Origin of the sequence: Streptomyces sp. NBC_00569, from assembly GCF_036345255.1 — a bacterium.
GTDB lineage: Bacteria > Actinomycetota > Actinomycetes > Streptomycetales > Streptomycetaceae > Streptomyces.
Window position 1 is genome coordinate 5,755,397 of sequence record NZ_CP107783.1, and the last position, 24,998, is coordinate 5,780,394.

General features: G+C 71.9%; 16 protein-coding genes, 1 tRNA gene and 1 pseudogene. 7 read left to right on the forward strand and 11 right to left on the reverse strand.

Annotation, left to right across the window (positions count from 1 at the left end; translation table 11 throughout):
- Nucleotides 1-77 precede the first annotated feature (77 nt).
- Nucleotides 78-809, reverse strand: a complete 732-nt coding sequence (locus tag OHO83_RS25995; protein WP_266671532.1) for a GOLPH3/VPS74 family protein — start codon at nt 807-809, stop codon at nt 78-80.
- 276 nt (nt 810-1,085) lie between these two features.
- Here OHO83_RS25995 and OHO83_RS26000 point away from each other — a divergent pair, with 276 nt between their 5' ends.
- Nucleotides 1,086-3,776 (forward strand): D-alanyl-D-alanine carboxypeptidase, encoded by a 2,691-nt coding sequence (locus tag OHO83_RS26000; RefSeq protein WP_443066103.1) that lies wholly within the window; start codon nt 1,086-1,088, stop codon nt 3,774-3,776.
- A gap of 100 nt (nt 3,777-3,876) precedes the next feature.
- On the opposite strand, the gene OHO83_RS26005 is transcribed toward OHO83_RS26000, so the two are convergent.
- The 4 genes from OHO83_RS26005 to OHO83_RS26020 all read right to left on the reverse strand — a co-directional run bounded on the left by OHO83_RS26005 (nt 3,877) and on the right by OHO83_RS26020 (nt 10,538).
- Nucleotides 3,877-5,583, reverse strand: coding sequence for a hypothetical protein (locus OHO83_RS26005; RefSeq protein ID WP_405636101.1), 1,707 nt, complete (start codon nt 5,581-5,583; stop codon nt 3,877-3,879).
- Between the two features lie 127 nt (nt 5,584-5,710).
- A complete protein-coding gene (locus OHO83_RS26010; protein WP_266671530.1) occupies nt 5,711-7,027 on the reverse strand; it encodes an extracellular solute-binding protein in 1,317 nt (438 codons plus the stop codon).
- Nucleotides 7,024-8,337, reverse strand: coding sequence for a hypothetical protein (locus OHO83_RS26015; protein ID WP_330279791.1), 1,314 nt, complete (start codon nt 8,335-8,337; stop codon nt 7,024-7,026). Before OHO83_RS26015 ends, OHO83_RS26010 begins: the two co-directional genes overlap by 4 nt.
- Complete coding sequence (locus tag OHO83_RS26020; RefSeq protein WP_266671527.1) at nt 8,259-10,538, reverse strand: serine/threonine protein kinase; 2,280 nt, start codon at nt 10,536-10,538, stop codon at nt 8,259-8,261. The genes OHO83_RS26015 and OHO83_RS26020 overlap by 79 nt, the downstream gene beginning before the upstream one ends.
- A gap of 127 nt (nt 10,539-10,665) precedes the next feature.
- Between OHO83_RS26020 and OHO83_RS26025 the strand changes: the two genes are divergently transcribed.
- On the forward strand, nt 10,666-11,913 hold the full coding sequence (locus tag OHO83_RS26025; protein WP_266671525.1) for a globin domain-containing protein: 1,248 nt from the start codon (nt 10,666-10,668) through the stop codon (nt 11,911-11,913).
- A 56-nt stretch (nt 11,914-11,969) separates the two neighbouring features.
- On the opposite strand, the gene OHO83_RS26030 is transcribed toward OHO83_RS26025, so the two are convergent.
- Nucleotides 11,970-13,097, reverse strand: a complete 1,128-nt coding sequence (locus tag OHO83_RS26030) for a sulfite oxidase (protein ID WP_266671523.1) — start codon at nt 13,095-13,097, stop codon at nt 11,970-11,972.
- Between the two features lie 284 nt (nt 13,098-13,381).
- Between OHO83_RS26030 and OHO83_RS26035 the strand changes: the two genes are divergently transcribed.
- Both OHO83_RS26035 and OHO83_RS26040 read left to right on the forward strand, forming a co-directional pair.
- The gene (locus OHO83_RS26035) at nt 13,382-14,749 is read left to right on the forward strand and encodes an FAD-binding oxidoreductase (protein WP_266676426.1); all 1,368 of its coding nucleotides are present in this window, start codon (nt 13,382-13,384) and stop codon (nt 14,747-14,749) included.
- Nucleotides 14,750-15,286: 537 nt separating this feature from the next.
- The gene (locus OHO83_RS26040) at nt 15,287-15,583 is read left to right on the forward strand and encodes a hypothetical protein (protein WP_266671521.1); all 297 of its coding nucleotides are present in this window, start codon (nt 15,287-15,289) and stop codon (nt 15,581-15,583) included.
- Nucleotides 15,584-15,599: 16 nt separating this feature from the next.
- Here the strand turns inward: OHO83_RS26040 and OHO83_RS26045 are convergent, their stop codons facing one another.
- The 4 genes and pseudogenes from OHO83_RS26045 to OHO83_RS26060 form a co-directional block, all read right to left on the reverse strand.
- Nucleotides 15,600-16,079, reverse strand: coding sequence for a GNAT family N-acetyltransferase (locus OHO83_RS26045; protein WP_266671519.1), 480 nt, complete (start codon nt 16,077-16,079; stop codon nt 15,600-15,602).
- A gap of 319 nt (nt 16,080-16,398) precedes the next feature.
- Nucleotides 16,399-17,247, reverse strand: coding sequence for an alpha/beta fold hydrolase (locus OHO83_RS26050; RefSeq protein ID WP_266671517.1), 849 nt, complete (start codon nt 17,245-17,247; stop codon nt 16,399-16,401).
- A 366-nt stretch (nt 17,248-17,613) separates the two neighbouring features.
- A pseudogene (locus OHO83_RS26055) lies at nt 17,614-18,696 on the reverse strand (NAD(P)/FAD-dependent oxidoreductase); the annotation flags it as partial.
- A gap of 336 nt (nt 18,697-19,032) precedes the next feature.
- Nucleotides 19,033-19,105 (reverse strand) — tRNA-Arg (locus OHO83_RS26060).
- A 294-nt stretch (nt 19,106-19,399) separates the two neighbouring features.
- On the opposite strand from OHO83_RS26060, the gene OHO83_RS26065 reads away from it, so the two are divergent.
- On the forward strand, nt 19,400-21,124 hold the full coding sequence (locus OHO83_RS26065) for a class I adenylate-forming enzyme family protein (protein WP_266671515.1): 1,725 nt from the start codon (nt 19,400-19,402) through the stop codon (nt 21,122-21,124).
- Nucleotides 21,125-21,130: 6 nt separating this feature from the next.
- Here OHO83_RS26065 and OHO83_RS26070 read toward each other — a convergent pair whose 3' ends face one another.
- Complete coding sequence (locus OHO83_RS26070; protein WP_389562385.1) at nt 21,131-22,438, reverse strand: M6 family metalloprotease domain-containing protein; 1,308 nt, start codon at nt 22,436-22,438, stop codon at nt 21,131-21,133.
- Nucleotides 22,439-22,669: 231 nt separating this feature from the next.
- On the opposite strand from OHO83_RS26070, the gene OHO83_RS26075 reads away from it, so the two are divergent.
- Both OHO83_RS26075 and OHO83_RS26080 read left to right on the forward strand, forming a co-directional pair.
- The gene (locus tag OHO83_RS26075) at nt 22,670-23,341 is read left to right on the forward strand and encodes a TetR/AcrR family transcriptional regulator (protein WP_266676422.1); all 672 of its coding nucleotides are present in this window, start codon (nt 22,670-22,672) and stop codon (nt 23,339-23,341) included.
- A gap of 153 nt (nt 23,342-23,494) precedes the next feature.
- Entirely contained in the window at nt 23,495-24,979 is a 1,485-nt protein-coding gene (locus OHO83_RS26080) for an MFS transporter (RefSeq protein ID WP_266671513.1), read from the forward strand.
- Nucleotides 24,980-24,998: the final 19 nt, after the last annotated feature.

A 24,998-nucleotide genomic window follows, 5' to 3' on the forward strand; every position in this document is an offset into this window, starting at 1 on the left:
TCAGCGGCTCCCGGACCGGTCTTTGGGGACTGCGGCGCGGCGCTGTTGCGGTGCGGGCTGTTCAGATGGTGCGGTGCTCAGTGCGCCACGGCGCGGGCCATCGACCCGTGGTGCGGCTGCATCGGAACCCTGCCGGGGTCCGGTGCTCCCCTGCCCGGCGGGGCCGGGCTGCGGCGTGGCTGAGCGGCCACACCGTTCTGGACGTCCATCACGGCGTGCGCCACGAGGCCGCCCATGGGGTCGTGCCTGATCAGGTCCCGCAGCCGGGAGCGGGACGATCGTCCCTCGTTCCCCGGATACAGATGCTTGCCGAGTCCGACCGCGTGGGCCAGTGCGGCGAGCGCCGCGGTCCGTGGGTCCGGCGGTACGCCGGTACGGATCGCGCTGTCCAGCCGGGACCTGATCTCCCGGCTGATGGCCGTGTCCGTCGCCTGGTAGCGAGTCGTCGGCAGCACTCCGCACATCTGGCCGGCCACGGCATGGACCATGCCGCACCTTTCCAGATGCGAGAGATACGTCTGGCGCAGCCCCAGTCGGGGCCCGCCGATCCAGTGCACCGCGCGTACCGGGGTGCCGCGCCTTCGCAGCAACTCCAGTGCGCAGTCCAAAGTCGGATCTCCGGTCGGCCGTGGTGCCACCACGGCGATACGATCCCCGTCTGGGGCTATCCGTCCGGCCAGCGCCAGCTCTACTAGCTGTGCTCCGGCCAGACCTAGGTCGAGCGACTGCGGCTGCGCTGTGGTACCCGTGGCCGGGTCCAGAGCGAGCAGCAGAAGCTCCTCCGGAATTGTTCTGCGGCTCCTGCCCATCCATGCCTCCCCGCGTGGATGAATGACAGGGTGACCCCTCTCACATTGGTCTGTCGAGGGTGCGTGGGTGCTATGTGCGGGAACCAGTAGGTATGTCGTTCTCGTCTACCACGTGGGTGAAGCCCCCACACAGGACACTGGTACATGGTTCGGACAGCAGCGGCGTAGCGCGTGGCGCGTAGCGAGGAGGCATCGGTGGCGGGGACCCCCGACAGGTCGAAGCAGCAGGAGTCGTCGGGAGGACCGATCCCGGAGGAACGGGACCCGAGGCTCGCGATGGCGAGGCAGTCGCCGGAGCGGGTCGATCAGGCGACGGCGGTGTTCTCCGTCCGGGACGTTCCGGCGACGACGGAATCGGATTCGGGTTCCGGGTCTGGTTCGAGTTCGGGTTCGGCGGGGAAGTCCCCGGCGGGATCGGATTCGGATGCGGACGCGGACGTCTCCGGCGCGGAGGACTCGGGCTCGGCTTCCGGTTCGGCATCGGCATCGACATCGGTGTCAGATTCCGGGGCGGGCCCGGAGCCCGAGGCGGGTTCCGGGGACGGTACGGAGCCGGGTTCCGGCGACGAGGCGGGCGACGCACGCCTGCGTGCCGCTGTGGCGGCCTGGGTGTCCGGTCCGCGGGACGGCTCCGCCGACGGGCCCGAGGCGGCCGGTGACGGTGCCGCTGACGCGGCGGAGGACGAAGCGGAGGCGTCCGCGGCGGACGAGCCGGGCGAGCCGGAGGCGGCAGACACCGCGTCGGACGCGGCGGAGGGCGACGGCGACGGCGATGGCGCCGTGGCCGACGCCGCCGAGGGCTCGGCCGACGCCGAGGCCACGGACACCGCCAAGGGGCCCGACGAGGACGCGCACGCCGAATCGGCTGACGCCTCTGAGGTACCGGAAGCCGAGGCGCTCGACGCCGACGTGAAGCCGGCCGATGAGGCGAAGGCTGGCGCGAAGCCGTCCGGCGAGGTCAAGGAGTCCGCCGACGCCGAGCCGGCCGATGCCCTTGAGGCACCGGAAGCCGAGGCGCCCGACGCCGACGCGAAGCCGGCCGACGAGGTCAAGGCTGAGGCCAAGCCGGCCGACGGGGCGAAGGCATCCGCTGACGCCGAGCCGGCCGACGAGGTCAAGGCTGAGGCCAAGCTGTCCGACGAGGCGAAGGCTGACGCCGAGCCCGCCGACGGGGCGAAGGCATCCGCTGACGCCGAGCCCGCCGATGCGGCGAAGGCACCCGCCGACGCCAAGCCGGCCGACGAGGCGAAGGCCGATGCCGAGCCCGCCGATGCGGCCAAGGCGCCCGCCGACGCCGAGCCGGCCGCCGAGGTCAAGGTCGACGCCAAGCCGTCCGACGAGGCGAAGGCCGATGGCAAGCCCGCCGATGCGGCGAAGGCACCCGCCGACGCCAAGCCCCCCGTCGACCAGGCCACCGCCGTCTTCAAGGCCGTCAAACCGCCCGTCGATCAGCCGACCCAGATGCTCAAGTCGCTCGGGTCCAAGCCCGCCGGTGCGGGCAAGGCCGAGTCCGATGCCGAGCGCACCAGCAAGTTCGTGCCCCTCAGGGGGCTCGACTCGGGCACCCCGGCCAAGCCCAAGGCGCAGCCCGAGGCACAGTCCAAGGCGCAGCCCACCGCCCCGCCGCCCGCGAAGCCCTACGTCGGGCCCGAGCGCACCACCCAGCAGCCGCTCCCGCCGCTGCCCCCGCTCGACCTCCTGGCCGAGCTCACGAACACGCCGCCGCCCGCGGAGACCCCGGTCCGCACGGCCGTGCGCAGGGTCAAGATCTGGACGCCGATCGTCCTGCTGCTCGCCGTCGTGTTTGCGGTCGTACAGGCCGTACGACCGCTGCCCGCGCCCACGCTGGCGCTGACCGCCAAGTCGACGTTCGCGTTCGACGGGGACAAGGTCTCGCTGCCGTGGCCGGCCGAGGGCCAGGGCTCGATGGACGTCAGCGGCATCGGCGCGATGGATCGGTTCGGCGAGCAGAAGCCCGTACCGATCGGGTCCGTGGCCAAGGCCATGACGGCGTACGTCGTGCTCAAGGACCACCCGCTGCAGCCGGGCAAGGACGGCCCGTCCATCGGCGTGGACGCGAAGGCGGAGAAGGAGGGCGGCTACGACTCCGAGGGCGAGTCGACGCTGAACACCGTCAAGGAAGGCGACAAGCTCAGCCAGAAGGACGCCCTTTCGGCCATCATGATTCCGTCCGCGAACAACATCGCGCGGCTGCTGGCCCGTTGGGACGCCGGTTCCGAGGAGGCGTTCGTCAAGAAGATGAACGCCGCCGCCAAGGACCTCGGCATGACCGGCACGACGTACACGGACCCGTCCGGGCTGAAGGAGACGACCGTCTCCACCGCTCAGGACCAGGTCAAGCTCGGCAACGAGCTGGTGAAGATCCAGGCCCTGATGGACATCACCAAGCTGCCGACGTGGAAGGACCCGTCGGGCAAGACGTGGCAGAACTACAACCGCCTCGTCCCGTACAACAACGCGGTCGGCGTGAAGACCGGTTCGACGACCAAGGCCGGCGGCAACCTGCTCTTCGCCGCGACGAAGGACGCCGGCGGCGAGACCGTGACGGTCGTCGGCGCGATCCTCGGGCAGCACAGGGCGCCGATCATCGACACCGTGAACGCGGTCAGCAAGACGGCGATGCTCGCGGCGCAGGACGCCGTGAAGGCGTCGACGATCCTGAAGAAGGGCGACGTCGTCGGCTACGTGGACGACGGGCTCGGCGGGCAGACCCCGGTCGTGGTGACGAAGAACGTCTCGGCCGTCGGCTGGGCGGGCCTGACGGTGAAGCTGGAGCTGGCGGACGGTGCCAAGGGCGCCGCCGTCCCGCACAGCGCGAAGGCCGGTACGAAGGTCGGCGAGCTGAAGGTCGGCGACGGTTCGGGCGGTGCGGTCACCGTCCCGGTCGCCCTCCAGAAGGACCTGGCCGAACCCGGTTTCGGCCAGAAGCTCACCCGCGTCGGCTGACCTCCCGGCCGGACTCACGCACAAGCGCCCCCACGGCACACAGCCGTGGGGGCGCTTGTGTCGGAAGACCGCTCACTTCGGACCGCTCGCTTCAGACCGCTCACTTCGTCTTCGGCGGCACGCACTTGGGTGCCGTCTTGCCGGACGGCCCCCCGTACCGCGAGCTGATCCGGACGTCGCCCGGCTCCTTCACCGTCAGGCGCGTGAACTCGCCCTCCTCGCGCAGGCACCCGCTGTCCGCCCACAGCCACGGCGAGTACGCGATCCGCACGATGATCGAGCCGGCCTTCGGCATCCGTACGACGAGGTTGGCGCCGTCGGAGCGGACCACCGAGCCGGGCGAGTCCACCAGCGGCACCGCGTTCTTCACGCGGTAGATCCGCCAGTTGGCGTCCCGCCACACCGATTCGAGGTAGTGCGGCTCACTGGACACCAGCTTGTGCTCCAGCTCCGCGGGGCCGTCCGGCTCGCCGTTGTAGACGACGACGAAGCCGACGGCCCACTGGGAGAGCCAGGCGTGGTACGAGGCGGAGGAGAAGGCGCCCTCGGGTACGTCGGTGCCGCCGTGTCCCTCGTAGAAGAGCCGTCCGCGCTCGACGTCGGCCTGCCGGTTCCAGCCGCGCGCCATGTTGATGTAGGGCGCGAGGACGGCCGCCTCGCGATGGTCGCGGGCGGGGACGACCTCGACACGGGTGCGTTCGGCGCCGAGCTTCTTGAGCGTGGAGACGACGCCGTCGGTCTTGATCGCCCACTCGGGGACCTCGGTGTTGGCGACGACGTCGGCGATGGTCTTGCCGGACAGCCAGCCCAGGGAGAGGACGATGGCGGCGATGCACATCACGCGCTGCCGGTGGGGCGGGAAGAACCCGCCGAGTCTGCCGTCGTAGCGGGGCCCGTGGTCCCGGTTCATCACGGCGGCGAGGAGCAGCGCGGGCGCCACGATCTCCGTGAGCCGCTCCACGTTCGTGCCGATCGGGGTGGCGATCAGATAGGTGAGCACCACGCCGAGCGCGTACACGGCGGTGCCGAGGCGCGCCACGCGCCAGGCGCGCGGCGCGCACAGCAGGACGACCGCGCACACGACGAGAGGCGGGAAGATCCGCCCGAACGGCATGGGCTGTTCCCCCTTGAACGGGAACAGCCAGGTCGTCACGCCCACGATGAGGACCGGCGGCAGGAGCAGCGACAGGGCCTTGCCCCACTGCCGGTTCAGGAGCCACGCGGTGCCGGCGACGACGAGGAAGAGCCCGGCGACGGGGCTCGCCATCGTGGACAGCGCGGCGCACACGGTGGCGATGACGATGCGCCGGCCGTTCATGTGCGCGAGGACGGCGCCGAGTCCGAAGGCCACGCCCAGCATGAATGTCGAGCGCCCCGACACGACCTGGCACCACAGCGAGAACCCGACCACGAGGGCCGGCCACAGTGGTCTTCGGATGCCGGTGCGCTCGACGATCGACGCGGCGAGCCAGGTGGACGAGACACCGGACAGGAGCGTGACGGGGACGACGCCGAACAGTGCCATCAGGTAGGGCGAGATGAGGCTGTAGTTGGCGATGTGGAGGCCGCCGTACCAGAACAGGTTGTAGGCGGAGCCCGGGTACATCTTGGCGAACTCGGCCCACGCCACCTGTGCCGCGAGGTCGCCGCCGCCGGTCGCGAGGAACGCCAGCCACAGGACGTGCAGCGGCAGTATGCAGGCGGTGACGAGCAGGGCGGTCCGGTGCCGGCCGTGCCAGGGCTCGGGGATGTCCGGGGACCGGCGCGCGCGTGCGGCAGAGGGTGGAGACAGTTCGGCAGAGGCCACTGCGGCGTTCCGTTCCGGTCGGACGGGCAATTGTGTTCGGAAAGACGCTAGCCGTGGCCCGAGAGTTGGTTGACGCGCCCCTGATGTTTGCGGCAAATCTACGCAGGGCCGTCGGAGTCCGACGCCGCTAACCGCCCGGCGACGCGCAGATGTCGTCCGGCGCGTGCACCTGCCCCGAGCGGCCCGACGGCGTTACGGCGATCTGGCTGCGGACGGTCTCCAGCTGCCCGAGGAGCGTGTCGAGCGTTCCCGTCCGGGGGTCCTGGAAGTACGTCAGGACGGCCCGGTAGAACGCGTCGCGCAGCACGGGCGGCATGACGTCCGACGCGTCGAAGCACAGGGTGTCCGCGTCGTGGGTCAGATAGGAGGCGACGGCGAGGCCGGTCGGGTCGTCGGGCTGGGGGTCGGTCGCGTCGGGGAAGAAGGGCCGCAGGTGGGGCTCCGTGCGCCGTGACCAGGTCTTGCGGCCGTTCTCGCTGGTCAGGAGTGTCACGAGGTCCTGCGCCGCCGGGTTGTCGGTGAGCACGGCGGCCATGTCGCCCGACACCTCGTACGTGTCCTTGTACGCGGCCCGCCCGTGCAGGAACCGGGCGGCCGGCTCCACGCGCAGAGAGTTGTCGGCCATGGCGCCGGGGTAGAGGGAGCGGATGAAGGAGCCCTGGTGTTCGTGGGTGCAGCCCGGGAGGGAGCCGCCGAGGAGTCCGCGCTTGGGGGCGTTGGGATGCTTCGGGTCGGGGGTGCCCTCGAACGACATGGTCAGGGAGCGCTCGACGGACTTCGGCGACCGCGGGCCGAGGATCTCGGACCAGGTCGTGAAGGCGCGGCGCACGGCCGGGTCGTGCTTCCAGTCGAGGCGGCCGGTGGCCCACCGTGTGTACGTGTCGGGGCCCGCCTGGTGGAGGAGGATGTCCTCGATCCAGTCGGTGCCGGGCCATCCGGAGGTGGCCTGCGCGGCCATGCCCACGCACCAGTCGGGCGCCTCGGTCCCGGTGGCGCGCTTGCTCCACACCAGGCTCTTGAGGTTGACCCGCAGCGGCACCCAGTAGGTGCGGTGCCTGCCGTCGAGGGTGAGGGTGGGGGACCAGGGCGGGTAGCCGCGTTCGGCGGCCTGTGGCGACAGCGGTTCGAGTCTGCCGTCGGCCGCGTACTCGGTGAGCTCGCCGATGCTGTTGAGGACCGCGACGTCGGGCGGGGCGCCGGCCTCCAGCTGCGCGACGAGGGTCTCGCGCAGGGAGCGGGTGCCCTTGTAGACGTAATGGTGACCGCTGCGGTGCGACAGGCGGGCGAGGGCGTCCTCGAACGCGGCGCCCTCGGGTCCGGTCCACGGCCCGAGCACGACGACGGTCCGGTGCGTGTCGCCGCCGGCGCAGCCGCCGGTGAGCGCGGCGAGGGCGAGCAGGCAGGCGGCGAGCGCGAGCCGGAGCACGCTGGTCCGGCGCCTCATACGGCGGTCCCCGGGCGCCCCACGAGCAGATACTCGCGCCGATAGGCGTGGAGGGCGGCGCCGGTGACGGCGGCGACGAGCAGGCCGGCGGGCGCCACCCAGGGGGCCGCCCCGTCGACGGCGGCGAGCCGCCCGTTGTCCAGGACGGCGTCCATCGAGTCGGCGAGCGTGACGACGGCGGTGTCACCGGGCGGGTCGATGCGGCGCTCCTCGACGGCGACCTCGGTGACCGGCGAGGTCACCGCGTACAGGCTGCGGGCGATCGGCACGGTGTCCTCCTGGGCGGCGTACGCGTACAGCCCGTCGAGGGCGATCGCGGGCACGGCGAGCAGCGGCAGCGCGGCGGCGAGGAGCGGCACGCTGGCCGAGATGCGCAAGCGGACCCGCAGGAAGCGCAGGGTGCGCCACAGGCCGGCGATCAGCAGCACGAACGCGACGGCCGACACGGCGGCGGCGGTGACGGCGGCGGGACCGAGCGCGGCGCGGGCCTCCAGGCGGTCGCGCAGGGCGCGTTCGAGGTCCGAGATGCGGTCGACGACGGTCGTCGCCTCGCTGCCGGTGACGGGCGCGCAGCGGGGGTAGGTGGCGTAGCGGTCGGTGGCGGGTTCGTAGGGACCGCCGGGATCGGGTGAGCAGAGCATGCTCTGGGCGTAGGAGAGTCCGGCCTTGCGCAGGGACTCGTCGGAGACGTTCGTCTGGGCCCAGGCGATCCAGCGTTCGTAGCCGTCGACGAGGCCGGAGACGACGTCGAGTTCCTGGCGCTCGGCGGCGGTCAGGGCGCCGCTGCGCGCGACCTGGCTGAGGTCCTGGGCCGCGCCGGTGATCCGGGAGCCGTAACGGGGGGTGAGTCCGCTCAGCTCGACGGCGTCCCCGGCGTCGAGGCTCACCTCGGCCTCGCGCTGGGCGATCCGCAGTGAGATCCGCGCGTCGGCCAGGTCGCGCAGCGCGGGCGCGATGTGGGCGCGGATCTCGGCGGAGTCGTCGCGCAGGGACGCGGCGGTGAAGCCGAGTCCGGCGAAGGCGACGACGGCGAGGAGGGGGAGGGCGACGAGCCGGTCGTGGAGGTAGGCGCGGTTGCGAGGCGGTTCCGCGGCCCGTGGGCCCGGCCGGTCCGTGGCCGGCACCGGCGGGGCCCACGCGTACCGCCACAGCAGGCGTGCGCCCTTGAGCGCGGCGACGGCGAGACGCTTCGCCGACGCCCCTGCGCGCCGGGACCGCCCCCGCATGGACGTCACCGGTCCGCCGCCGGTCGCCGTCCGGTGGGCCAGGGCCGCGGGAAGGGCGGCCGGGACCGGTCCCGGCGGTGCCACAGTCCGAGGGGCCTGACCAAGTAGGCGCGGTCCAACAGGCGTTCGGCGACGGCCTCGGCGTGTGGGCTGTCGGAGCGGGCGGCCTGCCGGGCGAGCGCCCGGTAGAACTGCGAGAGCTGACGCCTCAGCATGACGTCCTCGTCCGGGAATTCGAGCCGTCCGCCCGCGTCCCGCGCGTCCTGGTCACGCCGGGCCGCCGCCTCCGAGAGCCGCCCGAGCGCCTCCGCCCCCACCTTCCCGTCCGTCACGAGGCGCTGCGCGGCCTCCCACACCTCGGCCTTCATCCGTACGCGGGCCTGTTCGTCGGTGAGCCCGTGCTCGTTGAAGAGGCGGGCGAGCCGGGTGAGCGCGGTGCGCAGCCCGTCGGCCGTCGTCGCGTACTCGACGGCGACACGTACCGTCGCGGTGCGCGCGCCGGTGCGGTGGCGCGAGTGCTGCGGCACGGCGTCGAGCGCCTCGATGGCGTACGTGTCGGGGGTGGCGCCCCCGAGGGCGAGGCGGGCCCGTGCCGCGCCGAACGCCGCGCTGCCGAGCGAGGGGTTGCGCAGCCGTACGGCCTCGTAGAAGGTCAGCGCCTCGTGCCAGTGGCCGAGCCGCTCGGCGCAGTGGCCGAGGGCGAGCTTGGGCGCGTACTCGCCGGGGATGGCGCCGTAGACCTGGTCGAAGTAGTCGCGCGCGGACGCCACGTCGCCGGCGGCGAGGTCGAGGAGGCCGCGGTGCCAGTCGATGCGCCAGTCGTGCCGGGACAGCTCGCGCCCGATGCCGTCGACCGCGCCGCGCAGTTCCTCGGCGGCGGACTCCAGGTCCGGCCCTTCGCCCGCCGCGCGTTCGGCCCGTACGGCGACGCGCAGCCGGAGCCTGCACCGCAGGAGCCGCACCTCGGGGGAGTCCCGCCAGTCGCCGGTGTGCTGGAGGAGCGCGGCGGGGTCGGCGTCGGCGAGGCGGCTGAGGCCGTCGTGGCGGGCGTCGTGCGGGTCGGGGCGCGGCACGGGCAGACGGGCCGCGACATCGGCGGCGGACGGCGGCTCGTGCAGCGGGGCGGGCGTCACGCCCCCGGGAGTCGCCCACCGGGGCAGGACCGGCGCGACCCCGAGGGCTCCGTCCAGGGCGTACGGCGACTGCATGAAGAGCGGCGACGGCTCGAACGTCTCCTGCCCGGTCCGAAGCGACCTCAACTCCCGGAAGACGCCACGCAGTTGGTCCGCCATCTCGTCCGCGTCCGCGTACCGCTCGGCCGGTTCGGGGCGGGTGGCGCGGCGCAGGGCGCGGGCCAGCGAGACGAGGCCGAGGCCTTCCGGGGCCGGGGTCGTGGTCAGCGCGGCGGCCTGCGCCGTCACCGGGTCGCCGTCGTGCATCCGGTCCAGGGCGCCGAGTTCGGCCAGCGAGTGGGGTCCGGCGCCGAGTCCGCTCAGCGTGCGCAGCGTCTCGCCCAGGCTGAACAGGTCGTCGCGCGGGGCGGAGGCGCCGGCCAGGGCGGGCGGGGCGAGCGGCACGTTCGGCGCGCGGAAGCCCTCGGTCGTCAGGCCGGGCGCGCCCTCCTCGCGGATGGACCCCACGTCGATGACCTTGGTGGTGGCGCCGTCGTGCATCACGTTCTGCGGCTTCAGGTCGCCGTACACCTTGCGGGGGCCCGGCCGCGCGTGCAGATGGTCGAGCGCGGACAGGACGCGCAGCCCGTACGCGAGCACGAACTCGTGGAAGCGGGCGCCGCCGAACCGGTCCGGTTCGTGCTGGGCCAGTGCGCGGATCTCCTCGAGGTTGAGCCCGTCGACGTACGGCAGGACGAGGAAGGGGCCGACGCGGGCGTGGCGGCCGTAGTTGAAGACGGGGATGATCCCCTCGTGGTGGAGGTCGGCGAACGCCTGCCGCTCGTCCTCCAACGAGCCGAGCCGCGGGGCGAGTTGTTCCGGCCGCAGGGTCTTCACGGCGACCTCGCGGTCGTCGACCTTCCGGTCGAGCGCGAGATACACGTCGCCCATGCCGCCGCGCCCGAGACGCCGTACGACCTGATACTGCCCAGCCAGTAACTCGCCCTGTTCCAGGGCGGCTTCGCCGGGACCCGCGGCCCGGCCCCGGTCGTCGCGCGGCCTGACCTCGGGCAGCGCCGTCGGATCGGGCCCCTCGTCGGGCAGCGTGACCCAGGCGTCCCGCGGCCCGTCCGGAGGCGGCATGACGAACAGCGGACCGGAGGACGCCGTCATCGGCCGCCCCTGAATTCTCCCGTTGCTCCCGCGTCCCCCCGCATGCTGCCTCAGGATAGGGGCGCGGCGTCCGGATGGCGCCCGTGCGTAGGCCTCCGGCCTGATCGTGGAATGGAGGCCCCGGCCAGTGACGACGAGTACCGGCACCAGACCGTACGCCGCCCTGAACCCGGCCCTGATCCGCTCCAGCCTTGCGGTGGTGGAGCGCCGCGCCGACTCGCTGACCAAGTACTTCTACGCCCATCTGTTCAAGCACAACCCCGGTGTACGGGCCATGTTCCCGGAGCGCATGGAGGAGCAGCGCGACCGCCTCTTCGCCGCGCTGACCACGGCGATCCTGAACCTGGAGGACACCGGCGCGCTCGTCGACCACCTGCGCACGCTCGGTTTCGACCACCGCAAGTTCGGGGTCCGCAACGAGCAGTACCCGGCTGTCGGGCGCAGCCTGATAGCGACCCTGAAGTACTTCTCGGGCAGCGCCTGGACACCCAGGACGGAGGCCGCCTGGCGCGCGGCGTACGAACTCATCTCCAAGATCATGATCGCCGGAGCGGAGTCCGTGCCGGAGTCGGTACCGGCCTGGTGGAACGCGCAGGTGCTCCGCCACGAGCGCCGCGCCGAGGACATCGCCGTCCTCACCGTGCGCCCGGACCGGCCGTATCCCTTCGTTCCGGGCCAGTACGCGACGCTGACGGCCCCCGAGGCGCCGCAGGTCTGGCGCCCGTACTCGATCGCGAACGCCCCGCGCGCCGACGGCACCCTCGACTTCCACATACGCCGTGTCGAGGGCGGCCTCCTGAGCAGCGCCCTGGTCGACGAGGTCGCCCCGGGAGGCACCGTCCGCCTCGGCCCGCCGCTGGGCACGACGACGCTCCCGAAGGCCCCGGAGGGGGAGCTGCTCTTCGTCGCCGGGGGGACGGGCTGGGCGCAGATCAAGGCGCTGATCGAGGAGTTCGCCGTCCGGCGCGGCTCCGCGACCGCCACGCTGCTCGTCGGCGCCCGCACGGAGGACGACGTGTACGACCTCGGCGTCCTGGAACTCCTCGGCGGCGCGCACCCGTGGCTGCGCCTGGTCGGCGCGCTGCCCGCGCGCGACCGCCTCGACGCGGACGCGGCGCTCCTGCGGGAACTGACGCGTTACGCCACCGCGCAGAGCATGCGCCGCGCGCCCGCCGAGTGGCCGCACGTGTACGTCAGCGGCCCCCCGGCCATGGTCGAGACGGTGGAGACCCAACTGGCCATGCTGCACCGCGTACCGCCCGACCGCGTCCACCACGACCCGGCGGCCCACCACGGCACGGACGAGCGCCCGGAGACGGCGGCGGAGTGGTTCCTGGTGAAGCGTCAGGTTCCCTGGATCCGGCCCCGCCCGTGACGGCCCCGGCGGTGACGGCCCCGCCCGTGACGGTTCCGGCGTGACCGGACCGGCCGTCAGAGGCAGTGGACGGGGATGCGCTGGACGAGGTTGTTGGCGAAGCCGCCGCGGTTCCACGGCTGGGTGAGCGGCTGGGTGCGGCCGGTGGCGTCGGTGGCGCGGGCGCCGAGGACGTGGGTGCCGGGCACGGCGGTCCACGGGGCGTGCCAGTGACGCCAGGCCGCCGTGTGCCCGTCCGCCGGGTCGAGCGTGGCGTCGCTCCACGTGGCGCCGTCGTCCGTGGTCACGTCGACCCTGGTCACGGGTCCGTGCCCGGACCAGGCCCGGCCCTCCAGGAGTACGGGCCCGGGGCGGACGACGCGGGCCCGCGACATGAAGTCGGGGAACCCGGGCGGGATCATCAGGGCGCGCGGCAGGATCCGGGTGACGGGCTCGCCGGGATCGTCGGCGGCCCAGCGGAAGCGGTAGGCGACGGCCTGCTGGAACCCGTCGAAGGGGGTGTCGACGAGCGTGATCCCGCGCAGCCACTTCACCTGCGCCATGCCGTACCAGCCGGGGACGACGAGTCGCAGCGGGTAGCCGTGCTGCGGGGGCAGGGGCGCGCCGTTCATCGCGTACGCGACGAGGACGTCACCCGCGGCCACCGCGACGGGCAGGCTGCGCCGGTAGTCCTGCTCGACGCCGCGCTCGACCCCGTGGTCGGCGCCGGTGAAGACGGCCTCGACGGCGCCGTCGTCCACCCCGGCCTCGTCGAGGAGTACGCGCAGCGGAACGCCGGTCCAGTCCGCGGTGCCGACCGCCTCGACCAGCCAGGGCTGGCTGACCGGCCGGGGCGTGAGCAGGGCGCGCCCGTTGCCCGCGCACTCCAGCGTGACGCGGCGGGTGACGGCGGGCAGAGACCGCAGGGTCGCCAGGTCGAGGGTCAGCGGCGTCCTGACCAGGCCGTCGACCGCGAGCCGCCAGTCGCCGGCGCTCGCGTCCGGGATGTCGTAGTGGACGAGGACGTAGTGCAGGCCGGGCGGGGAGACGTCGTAGCGGAGGGCTTCGAGGGGGAGGCCGTGATTACGCGCGGCGAGCGCGAGTTCATCGGGGGTGATGCCCTCGCCGGGGGTGGCGAGCCGGCCGGGGCGACTGATGCCGCCGAGACCGTCAGGTCCGTGCATGGCGTGGTCCGCTCCGTCCATGTCTTCATGGTGCTCCGCGATTGCGGGGCCTGCCGGGCGGGCGGATCCTGGAAGTGTCGGCCGGCGCTCGATGAGGTGTGTCGGTGGCTGACGGGGGTGCCCGTACGCCGGCGTACGAACCGCTCACCGACGCCCGCCGAGAGGCGGGAGGACGGGACGGGGGGACAGCGGTCCGCCCAGCGATGCGTCCCGTCGAGGAGAGCGCCATGAACGAGACCGACACCGGTACCACTGCCACGGACCCGACCGCCACGGACCCCGCCGCCGCGGACGTCGTCGGCTTGATGCGAACCGAGCTGCGTGGCCCGGTCATTGCGCAGGGCGACCCGGAGTACGACGAGGCGCGCAAGATCTACAACGGGATGATCGACCGGCAGCCGACCGCGATGGTGCGCTGCTCGGACGCGGCGGACGTCATGGCGGCGGTCGACTTCATCCGCGACCACGGACTGGAACTCGCCGTCCGCGGCGGCGGCCACAGCGGCGGCGGCCTGTGCCTCGTCGACGACGCGATCACGATCGACCTGTCACCGATGCGCTGGGTGCGCGTGGACCCCGCGCAGAAGACGGCGTGGGTGGGCGGCGGCAGCCGACAGCGCGACCTGGACCACGCGGCGCACGCGTTCGGCCTGGCGATTCCCGCCGGAATCGTGTCGACGACCGGTCTCGGCGGCCTGACCCTCGGCGGCGGCCACGGCTATCTGACGCGCAAGTACGGCCTGACGATCGACAGCCTCCTCAGCGTGGACATGGTCCTCGCGGACGGCAGCTTCGTCACGGCGAGCGAGACCGAACACTCTGACCTGTTCTGGGCGTTGCGGGGCGGCGGCGGCAACTTCGGCATCGTCACCGCGTTCGAGTTCCAGTTGCATCCGGTGCACACGGTGGGCGTCGCGCTGACACTGTGGCCGGTCGAGAAGACGCGTGAAGTCCTGGAGTGGTACCGGGAGTTCCTGCCGCAGGCACCCGAGGACCTGAACGGCTTCTTCGCCGCGATGACCGTGCCGCCGGGACCGCCCTTCCCCGAGGAGATCCACGGCAAGAAGATGTGCGGGGTGGTGTGGTGCTGGACGGGAGACCTGGCCCGCACGGACGAGGCGATCGCGGCGGTGGCGGAAGCGGGCCCGCCCGCCTTCCGGTTCACGGCACCGATGCCGTACCCGGCGCTGCAGACCATGTTCGACGAGCTGCTCCCCAAGGGCCTGCAGTGGTACTGGCGCGGTGACTTCTTCGACCGCATCACGGACGAGGCGATCGACGTACACGCCAAGTTCGCCGAGAACCTCCCCACCGCGCTGTCGACGATGCACCTCTACCCGGTGAACGCGGCGGCGGCCCGGGTCTCCGAGGACGCGACGGCCTGGGGCTACCGGGACGCGGTCTGGTCGGGCGTCATCGCGGGCATCGACCCGGACCCGGCGAACGCGGACGCGGTCAAGGAGTGGGCGAGGGCGTACTGGCACGACCTGCACCCGTACTCGATGGGCGGCGCCTACGTGAACTTCATCGGCGAGGACGAGTACCGGGACCGCGTCCAGGCGACGTACCGGCACAACTACGACCGGCTGGCGGAGGTCAAGCGGAAGTACGACCCGAACAACCTGTTCCACGCCAACCAGAACATCGAACCGGCGGTGGGGGCGGCCGCGTAGGAGCCTGGGACCGCGGGTTCGGCGACCGGACGGGTCACCGTCGGCCGGATCCTCCGGTGTGCTCCGCACGCCCACCGGGCAGGTCGAGCACGGCCTGGAACTCCCGCCTTGCCTCCCGCAGGCGGCCCGGTCCCGGCGGGCAGCGGTGACCGTATCCGGTCGGCGTCCAGGGCGTCGTCGAGGACGAGGAGCGGCAGCGGGCTGGTCGCCGCACGCCGGACGGCGGTGAGCTCGTCGAGGTCGCCGGGCGGCTCACCGGTGGCCGCGCGCATGCGAAGGGCCGCGCCAGGCGCGCACCGGCCCGAGCCCGGTGAGCCGGACCGCCCGACGAGAGCCGTCGCGCACTCGCAGCCTCCGCTCCACGCTCGCCGAGCACCCGGTCCGCGCATCATCAGAATTTCACTGGCATTGCAGCGTGTGCCGCGATGGTGTGCAAGTGCCCGTCGACCCCCGGGAGTTCATCGGCGGCCGGGGCGCGCTGGACCGGCGGCGGCCGCGGACGGGGAACGGCCGCCGCCCCTGCGGAAGGAGCAGAACGTGCAAGCAGCGAGCAGCCCTGTGGAGCGCATGCTGAAAGGACGCGGACTCTTCCTCAGCGTGGAGCGGAGCGACGCCGCCGAGGTGGTGTACGTCTGCGTGGACGACGGCCTTCCCGGCGGCTACCCGGTCGGCTACGTCATCTCGTCCCGCACGGGAACCTGGAGCGCCTACGCACGGGTCCGCCCCGGCCGGATCTTCGCCACGGACGAGATCTCCTCGGGCCTGGAGAGCGTCGACGAAGCGGTACGCGCGGTGGTCGCCCACGCCCGCTACGACGACGTCCTGACCGCGTGAAGCAGGGGGAACCGCCTCACTCCCGATGACCGGGGGCGAACTCCCGCCCCAGCATCCCCAGCAGAACGAGAGCGTGAGGGCGGCCGCCGCGGAACACGTGACCGTGCAGCCGCCCCTCCTCGACGAACCCGAGCCGGCGCTGAAAGGCGAGCGAGGCCTCGTTGTGCGCGAAGACGCGTGCCTCGCACTTGTGGAGGCGCCGCTCGTCGAACATGTGGCGCAGCAGCATCACGACGGCCTCGGCCGCGTACCCCTCGCGCCGGTGACCGGCCCCGATGGTCACGCCGCACTCGAAGACTCCGGCACGCGGATCGGCACGGTGCACCCCGACGGACCCGACGGCATCCCCGGTGCGCGCCTCCTCGACGACAAGCCGAAAACGGTCTCCGTCCCCGGCCGCCCCGGCCTCTTCACCGGCCCAGGCCCGAAGCCGCTCACCGGACCGGGGAACCCGCACGAGATCCGCCAGCGACTCCTCTTCCTCGGCGAACCGCATGAACGCCCCCAGTCCCCCGCCTCGACCCCACGCAGTCGAACGCGCTCGCCAACCCAGAGGGCACCCACAGGGTTCTTCGATCAAGAGGGGTGACTGCCGTCCAGCGCTCTGGGGACGGGGCCCGGGCGGACGTCCGGGGGTCCCTGACGAAGGCGCGGCGACGGTCGTGGCGGGGCGTCGGCGATGGCCGACTTCTGCCGATCCCCCCTTGGGCGGATGGCTGCCTGCCCCGCCAGGAGCCGTTTCGCGGGATGACAGCGCGCGGCACCCCGGTGACGTACATACGGATCGGCAGAAGCCGGCCACATGGGCCCGACCGCTACAGCCGATCGGCGAGGAAGCCGCCCACCGCCGCCCGGAAGCCGTCCGGTGCCTCGACCCACGGAAGATGCCCAGCGCCCTGCAACACCTCCCGCGACACCCGAGGCAGGGCCCGCTCCAGCGAGTCCACGGCCCGGCGCGGCCGGATGTCCTCCGCCCCGTCCACGATCAGCGTCGGGACCTCAAGCCCTTCGCATGCCGCGCGCAGAGCTGTCGTGCCCCAAGTGCGCTTACCCTCGGCGTTGATGGTGGCGTTGCACTCGAAGTTCACGCCGAGCCAGGGCGTGGCCATGCGCTCGGCGTGCTCGACCGCCCGCTCCCGTTCGCTGAAGTCCGCCGACCACTGCAGCACCGAGTACTCACGGTCTTCCGCGTCGGAACGCTCTCCCCTGCCCTTCAAGGCTTCCCAACGACCCAGGTGGGAGCCGAGGTTGGCGCGCAGGTTCTGCTTGTACGCTGCGTGCCAGGTGGAGTCCTGATCGATCCCGGTGCCGGACACGTAGACCAGCTTGCTCACGCGGCCGGGATGCTCCAGTGCGTACTGCAATGCCAGTTGGGCGCCCCACGAGTGACCCAGCAGCGCCATCCGCGCCAGACCGAAATGCCGGCGGACGGCATCGAGGTCGGCCACGGACCGAGCCATCGCATACGGCCCACGCCGCTCCGACCGGCCGCATCCCCGCTGATCCCAGCGGTGGACAGTGACCTTGTCCGACAGCAGCGCGGCCACATCCCCAAGGGTGTCCCACAGCCCGGGCCCACCATGGCAGAACACCACGGGGCCGCCCGCCCCGCTCCGGACCGCCCAGAGCCGGATGCCGTCCTCCGTCAACACCGTCTCGTCCATGCCGGTGAGTCTGGCGGGTCTGAGGGGTGCCCGCGCAAGAATCCGAGGCAGGCGACGGCGCAGCCCGCCGGCGTACCTCGGCGTCGACCGCCCGGCGGGCAGCCGATCACCCCCGACCAGCGGCCGGCTGCCCGAAGCGCCCCTTTGAGTCGCCCACCACCGCGCCCCCACGTGCGCCACTGAGACCCTGCCCAACACGACGAGCCGTTCGGCGACGAGCCCGAAGAGCTTCGGCAGCCTGAGCCTCGGCCGATCATCCATTGAGGTTCAGTTTCGGCCGCTGATGTTCGCGCTTGTCGGTGTCAGCCGCTGATGTCGACCGCCCCGTACGGCACGTTCAGGCGCGTCGCGTTCTCGTTCGCCCTGTCACAGGGCGAACCGCTCGGGTCTGAAGTCCGCGAGCATCCCGTCTCTCTCTCCGCTGAGGATCTCCGAAGCAAGCAGACGGCCGATTACCGGTCCGAGTGTGATGCCGCTGTGGGAGACGGCTTCGTAGTAGCCCGGCACTGACGGCACTGCTCCCACTGAGGGGAATCCGTCGGCTGGGATCGGTCGGTTGGCCACACGTGTCTGTGTGATGTGACCGCTGCCGAGATCGGGAACGACCTGACGGGCCGATTCGTGGAGCAAACCTGCGAGTTCCGAGGGATCTTCGCCGGTGTCGATGAGTGCGTCGATCTCGCGGCTGTGGAGGACCACCGAAGAGTTCCCGTCAGGACGGATCTCGATGTGAGGAGCGTGCATGGCCCGGCGAACCGGAACCTGAGCGCAGCCGATCCGCGTGACGATGCCGGGCTCCCGGCGCATCGGCAATTGCCGCGAGACGAGCCCGGCCACGTCGGCAGCGTCAGGGCCCGCCGCGTTCACGACGATCTCGACATCGAGACGGCTCCCGTCGGACAGAGCAACTGACCGGATGCTCCCGTCGGCACCGGTGCCGATGTCGCGGACTGTGGTGCCGAATCGGTGCTCGGCGCCGGAGGCGACGGCCTTGCTCACCAAGCGCCTGACAAGATGACGTCCGTGCACCCAGGCTTCATCGGGGTAGAACACGACGGGAATGTCGTCGGGCAGTGTGAGAGCGGGTTCGAGACGGCGACGCACCTCGGCTCCTGTGCACACCTCGACCTGATAGTCCCAGCTCGTCAGGAGCTCCGCTGCTCTCAGTAGCTTTTCCTCTGCCGCTGGATCGGCTGCCCACCGTAGGTGGCCGTCCGGATACCACCAGGAGTCCGGCCCAATGGTCCCGGCGAGTTCGCGGTGTGCTTCCATGCCCGCGACGTTCAGGTCGAAGTAGGACTTGCGCGCCGTCTTGTTGCTGGCATTGGCCCATGAGAAGGACCAGTTGGTCACACCTTCACCTGGCTGGCCTGCGTCGATGAAGACCACTTTGATGCCGCGCCGGGACAGGTTCCATCCCACGCTGGCTCCAAGGACGCCTACTCCGACGACGGCAACACGTTCAGGGCTTCACGCACGCCCCCTTCCCCCTCCCAGATCGCAGCAACCCGCCATCTACCCCTGCTCCCGTCCCGTCCGCCGTCGCCCCATCCGGGGCGAGCCTGCGGGAGCTGATGACGAGGATGGGCCACAGCACTTCGCGCGCCGCGCTGATCTGTCAGCACATGGTCAGCGGACGTGATCGGGAAATTGCCGACCGGCTTGGATCGATGATCCGCAAGGCACGAGGTGACACGGACTCGTAGCGCACGTTGTGGCACGGCCGCGATCATGACGAAGGGCCCGTTCGAGAGGATCAAGCCTCCGAACCGGCCCTTCGGTCTGTGCCCCCGGCAGGATTCGAACCTGCGACACCCGCTTTAGGAGAGCGGTGCTCTATCCCCTGAGCTACGAAGGCGTGCGACCACTGACAGGGTAGCGGATGCGATCGCCGGGGCTCGCTTGTGTTTCGCGGTCCGGGCCGAGGAAGGTTCCGGGGCGCGGCGAGGTGGCCGATGCAGGAGGTCTCGCGGAAATCTCGGGATCCCCCTGTGGCACGCGTCACCGGCGACGTAGCGTCCGTACCGTCTGTAGATCGGGAACGTCTGCAGATCGTGAACGTGTGCGGATCGGGAACGTCTGCAGATCGTGAACGCCTGTGGGACGTGACCGCCCGTAGATCGTGTCCGGCCAGTTGGAAGGGGCCTTGTCCATGGAGCCGCAACCCGCCGATCCCGCTGTCGGCCTGCTCACCTCACCCGGTGCACCCTTCGCCGTCGTGCGTGGTGAGAGCGGTGGGCTCGAGTACGCGGACGGGCCGCGGACGCTGCGTGAGTTCGTCGAGACGACCTGGGCCTACGGGGACACGCCCTTCCTGATCGCCGAGAGCGGGCGGCTCACCTACGGAGAGTTCTTCGCCGAGGCGTCCGCGCTCGCCCGCCGGTTCGTGGACGAGTACGGGCTGCGGCCCGGCGACCGCGCCGTGGTCGCCATGCGTAACCACCCCGAGTGGCAGACCGCCTTCTGGGCCGCCCAGTTGGCGGGCCTGGTCGCCGTTCCGCTGAACGCCTGGTGGACCGCCGGCGAGTTCACGTACGCCCTCGACGACTGCGAGCCGGGCGTGCTCCTCGTCGACGGCGAGCGGCTGGAGCGCGTCCAGCCGTGGCTGGACGGGAGGGAGGGGGAGGGGCGGCGGCCCTGGACCCTTGTCTTCCATCACGACGGCGACCTCTCCGGCGACCGCGTCGAGCGGTACGAGGACCTGCCCGCCGCCGATCCCGCGCTCGGGCCGCCCGACGTCGACGTACAGCCCGACGACGACGCCACCATCATCTACACCTCCGGGACCACCGGGCGGCCCAAGGGCGCCGTCGCCACGCATCGCGCACATGTCGGCGCCATCGCCAACCCCCGTTATTTCGCGGCGCTTTCGGCTCTGCGGCGTGGGCAGATCCCCGGGCAGGGGCCCACGCCGGTCGCGCTGCTCACCTTCCCCTTCTTCCATGTCGCCGCGTTCACCGGGTTCTACGCGGCGATGGCGGCGGGCGGCACGCTCGTCCTGCTGCGCAAGTGGGACGCGGCCAAGGCGCTCCAGGCGATCCGGGAGCACGGGATCACCAACTACGGCGGTGTGCCCGCGACCGCGCTGCAACTGCTCGAAGCCGCCGAGGCCGCGGGTGACGAGATGCCGACGCTCGCCATGTTCAACACCGGGGGCGCCGCCGCGCCGCCCGACCTGGTGGCGCGGCTCACCGCCCGGTTCGGGGAGCGCGTGGAGCCCCGTAACGGATACGGGCTCACCGAGACGCTCGGCGGGGTCACCGCCAACTTCGGTGCGGAGTACCGGGCCCACCCGGAGAGCGTGGGCAGGCCCGCGCCCGCCGTGGAGGTGCGGGTCGCCGGGCCCGGCGGCGAGGCTGTCGCCGACGGCGAGGTGGGGGAGCTGTGGCTGCGCGGGCAGTCGGTGATCCGCGGCTACTGGCGCGACGAGGCGGCGACGGCCGCGGCGTTCGCGCCGGGCGGCTGGTTCAGGACCGGGGATCTGGCGACGTTGCGGGACGGGCGGGTCAGCGTGGTCGACCGGATCAAGGACATGGTGATCCGGGGTGGCGAGAACGTGTACTGCGTGGAGGTGGAGGCCGTCCTGCACGACCATCCGGACGTCCTCGACGCGGCGGTGCTCGGTGTGCCGCACCCCGTGCTCGGCGAGGAGGTCGCCGCGGTCGTGCAGGTGCGGCCCGGGTCGGAGCTGGATGCCGACGCGGTCAGGGCGCACGTCGCCAAGTCGCTCGCGGCGTTCAAGGTCCCGGCGCACGTGCTCCTGCGGGACGCCCCGCTCCCGCGCAACGCCACGGGCAAGCTCCTGAAGCGGGAACTGCGCGGGCCGGTGGGGGAGGCCGTCCGCCCGGCGCCGGACACCCCGGCCGCCTCCGCCTAGGCCAGGTCACTTCCGCGTGACCAGCACCCGGTAGTCCCCCTTCGGATCCGCCCCCGCGACCTTGATCTTCACCCCTGTCATGGGGTCCTTGAAGGTCTCGCCGGGGGTGAAGGCGGCGTCGGAGAGTTCCGCGTGGACGTTCGGGCTGCGGGTGCAGCCGCCGCTGTCCTTGGTGGAGTCCTCGACGGTGATCGGGCCGTGGCCGGTGTCGACTCCGGCGTCGACCCGGTAGATGAGGACGCCGGGCCGGCACACGGCCTCGTCGTTGCCCGCGCGCGTGCGGACCTCGATCGCGTACCCGCTCTTGGCGGTGAGCGGTACGAAGGTGAGCTTCAGGCCGCCGGTGCGGCCGAGCGGGGAGAGGACGTGCTCGCTCGTGCCGTGCGCCGACGCGCAGCTGATCTGGTCGTCCCCGAGCCAGCCGAGCTTCCACTTGTGCCAGCCGAGGAGGTCGTTGTCGGCCCCCCAGTCCTCGCTCATGATGTCCCAGTGGCCGACGGCGCCGCCGCCGTCCTGGGTGTAGAGGTCGGGCAGGCCGAAGGTGTGGCCGTTCTCGTGGGGGAGTACGCGGTAACCGGTCTCCGCGTACGAGCCGGAGCCGTCGTCCTGGCGGCTGTAGACGAACGACGCGTTGGAGATCGGGACGCCGTCGGCGACCGGCGCGTCGTGGTTGCCGGCGAACGTCACGGACAGCACCGTGTCCAGGGCCGAAGGGCCGGCGTTCGGGGTGACCAGGACGTTGACCAGGTCGTAGTCGCGGAAGTCCACGTCCGGGTCGGCCTTGGCCACGATGTCGTCGATGAGGTCGCGGTAGCCGGGGTCGAAGGGCGCGCCCCGTTCTATCCCGTACGCGGCGAACGTCTTCGGCATGCGCAGCCAGTGCTTGATCGGCGCTTCCGGGCGGTAGTCGAGCTTCCCGTACGAGGCGGTGCGGAACCAGTCCCGGGTCTGCGGGAAGAACTCGCCGAGGCGGTCGAGCGCGGTGCCCTGGCCGCGGGCGTCGGGGAAGTCGACCATGAGGTTCAGGGCGTGGACGGTGCCCGTGGAGCGGGCGTAACCCGCTTGTGTGGGCACGCCCTCCGACATCTGTACGCCCAGTGCGCCCTCGATCATGCAGGGGGTCAGTGCGGCCGGCCGGGACCGGGACGTGGAGCCCGAGCCGGAGGGGGACGGGGACTGTTCCATGAAGCGGCCCGTACTCGCAGAGGTGGTGACGGCGAGGGCCACGGCGGTGAGCCCCGCGAGCCCCGCGCTGCGCCGGGCCCTGCGTATGCGGTGCCGCAATGAGATCGCCTCGCCCTCGGTCCCCGGCAGCTCCGGGAGCGGGCTGCGTCCTTCGCTCACCCTGTGACGGGGGGTGCGGGGCCGCTCGCTGGGTGCGCCGATCGTGGGTTTTTCAAAGGCGTGACTCAGGTCACACGGATGGCGGGAAATAACCGGGGAGGACTTCCCCGTTTAGCCCTGTGTCCGCACGAAACGGGGAGTGACTCCCCGGAACGGGCGGGCAACGGAGAATGACCGCAACGTCCGCCGGAAGGAGCCAGAATCGTGAGCGCCGCAGCCACCACCGCACCCGCGACGGGGAAGCGCGTGCCCAAGCCGCGTGCCGACGCCCTGCGCAACCGGGAGCGGATCGTCGCCGCCGCGCGCGAGATGGTCGTCGAGTTCGGGGCCGAGGTGCCGATGGACGAGATCGCCCGCCGCGCGGGCGTCGGCAACGCCACGGTCTACCGGCACTTCGCGGACCGCGCCGAACTGCTCCGGCACGTGGTCCTCTCCGTCATGGACAGCGTCACCGAACACGCCGAACGGGCGCTCGCCGTCGCGGACGCCGACCCGGACGCCTCCTTCGGCGCCCTGCGTACGTTCGTGCACGCGGCCGCCGACGAGAGGATCGGCGCCCTGTGCCCGATGCTCACGGCCGGTTTCGACAAGGACCATCCCGATCTGCTGGCCGCCCGCGACCGGCTCGAGGCCGGCACCGAGGGCCTCATGGAGCGGGCCCGCGCGGCCGGTCAGCTGCGCACCGACATCGCCGTCGGGGATCTGATGGTCGCCCTCTCCCAGCTCACCCGGCCGCTGCCCGGCATCGCCTGCCTGGACATCGACCGCTTCGTCCACCGTCATCTGCAGCTGTTCCTCGACGGTCTGATGGCACCGGCCCGCTCGGAGCTTCCGGGCACGCCCGCGACCCTGGAGGACCTCCGGCAGGCCTGATCCACCCCGCGCCCCGCCGTCGCCGGCTCGTCGGCGGAGCCCACACGCATCCTCAGCAGCTTCCGTAACGCCCGATATTTCCGCTTATTTGAGACTTGGAGTGCCGTAGTGGCTACCCCCTTGCCAAAAATAGATCTGCCCAAGGCAGACCCCATGCGCTGGAAGGCGCTCGTCTTCATCGCACTCGCCCAGCTGATGGTCGTGCTCGACGCGACCATCGTGAACATCGCGCTGCCGTGGGCCCAGCAGGACCTCGGCATCTCCGACGGCAACAAGCAGTGGGTCATCACGGCCTATGCGCTCGCCTTCGGCGGACTGCTCCTGTTCGGCGGCCGCATCGCCGACCTGTGGGGCCGTAAGCGGACCTTCGTCACCGGCCTGCTCGGCTTCGCCTTCGCGTCCGCGCTGGGCGGCGCGGCCCAGGGCGAGGCCATGATGCTCGGCGCCCGCGCCCTCCAGGGCGTGTTCGGCGCGCTGCTCGCGCCCGCCGCGCTCTCCCTGCTCGCGGTGATGTTCACCGACGCCAAGGAGCGCGCCAAGGCGTTCGGCATCTACGGCGCGATCGCCGGTGGCGGTGGCGCCGTCGGTCTGATCCTCGGCGGCTTCCTCACCGAGTACCTGGACTGGCGCTGGACGTTCTTCGTGAACATCCCGTTCGCGATCATCGCGGCCGCGGGTGCCTACTTCGTCATCCGTGAGCCGGCCGGTTCCCGTAACCGCTCGTCGCTCGACATCCCGGGCGTCGTCCTGTCGACCCTCGGTCTGGTCTCCCTGGTGTACGGCTTCACGCGCGCCGAGTCCAACGGCTGGTCTGACGCCGTGACGGTCGGCATGTTCGTGGGCTCCGCCGTGCTGCTGCTCGCGTTCGTCCTCACCGAGTCCAAGGTCCGCTCGCCGCTCCTGCCGCTGCGCGTCCTGCTCGACCGCAACCGCGGCGGCGTCTACATGTCGCTCGGTCTCGCCGTCATCTCGATGTTCGGCCTGTTCCTCTTCCTGACGTACTACCTCCAGGTCGTGCGCGGCTTCTCGCCGGTGACCACGGGCTTCGCGTTCCTGCCGATGATCGTCGGCATGATCACGGGCTCCACGCAGATCGGCGCCCGGCTGATGACCCGGGTCCGCCCGCGGCTGCTCATGGGCCCCGGCTTCCTGGTCGCCGCGCTCGGCATGCTGATCCTGACGCAGCTGGAGATCGACTCCTCGTACCCGTTCCTGATCCTGCCGGCGCAGCTGCTGCTCGGCCTCGGCATGGGTACGGCGTTCATGCCCGCCATGTCCCTGGCCACGCACGGTGTCGAGCCGCGTGACGCCGGTGTCGCCTCCGCGATGGTCAACACCTCGCAGCAGGTCGGCGGCGCGATCGGCACGGCCCTGCTGAACACGATCGCCGCGTCGGCGACCACCGCCTACGTCGCCGCGCACGCGGCCGGCGCCACTGACCCCGAGCTGCTCCAGGCGCAGGCCATGGTGAACGGCTACACCCACGCCATCTGGTGGGCCGTCGGCATCCTGGCGGCGGCGGCGACGATCGCCCTCACCCTCATCAACACGGGTGTCCCGGGCAGCGCCGCCCCGAAGGCCACCGGTTCCACGGAGGGCGCGCAGGACGAGGTGCAGATCCCGGTGATCGCGCACTGACCCCGTAGAAGACGCGGGG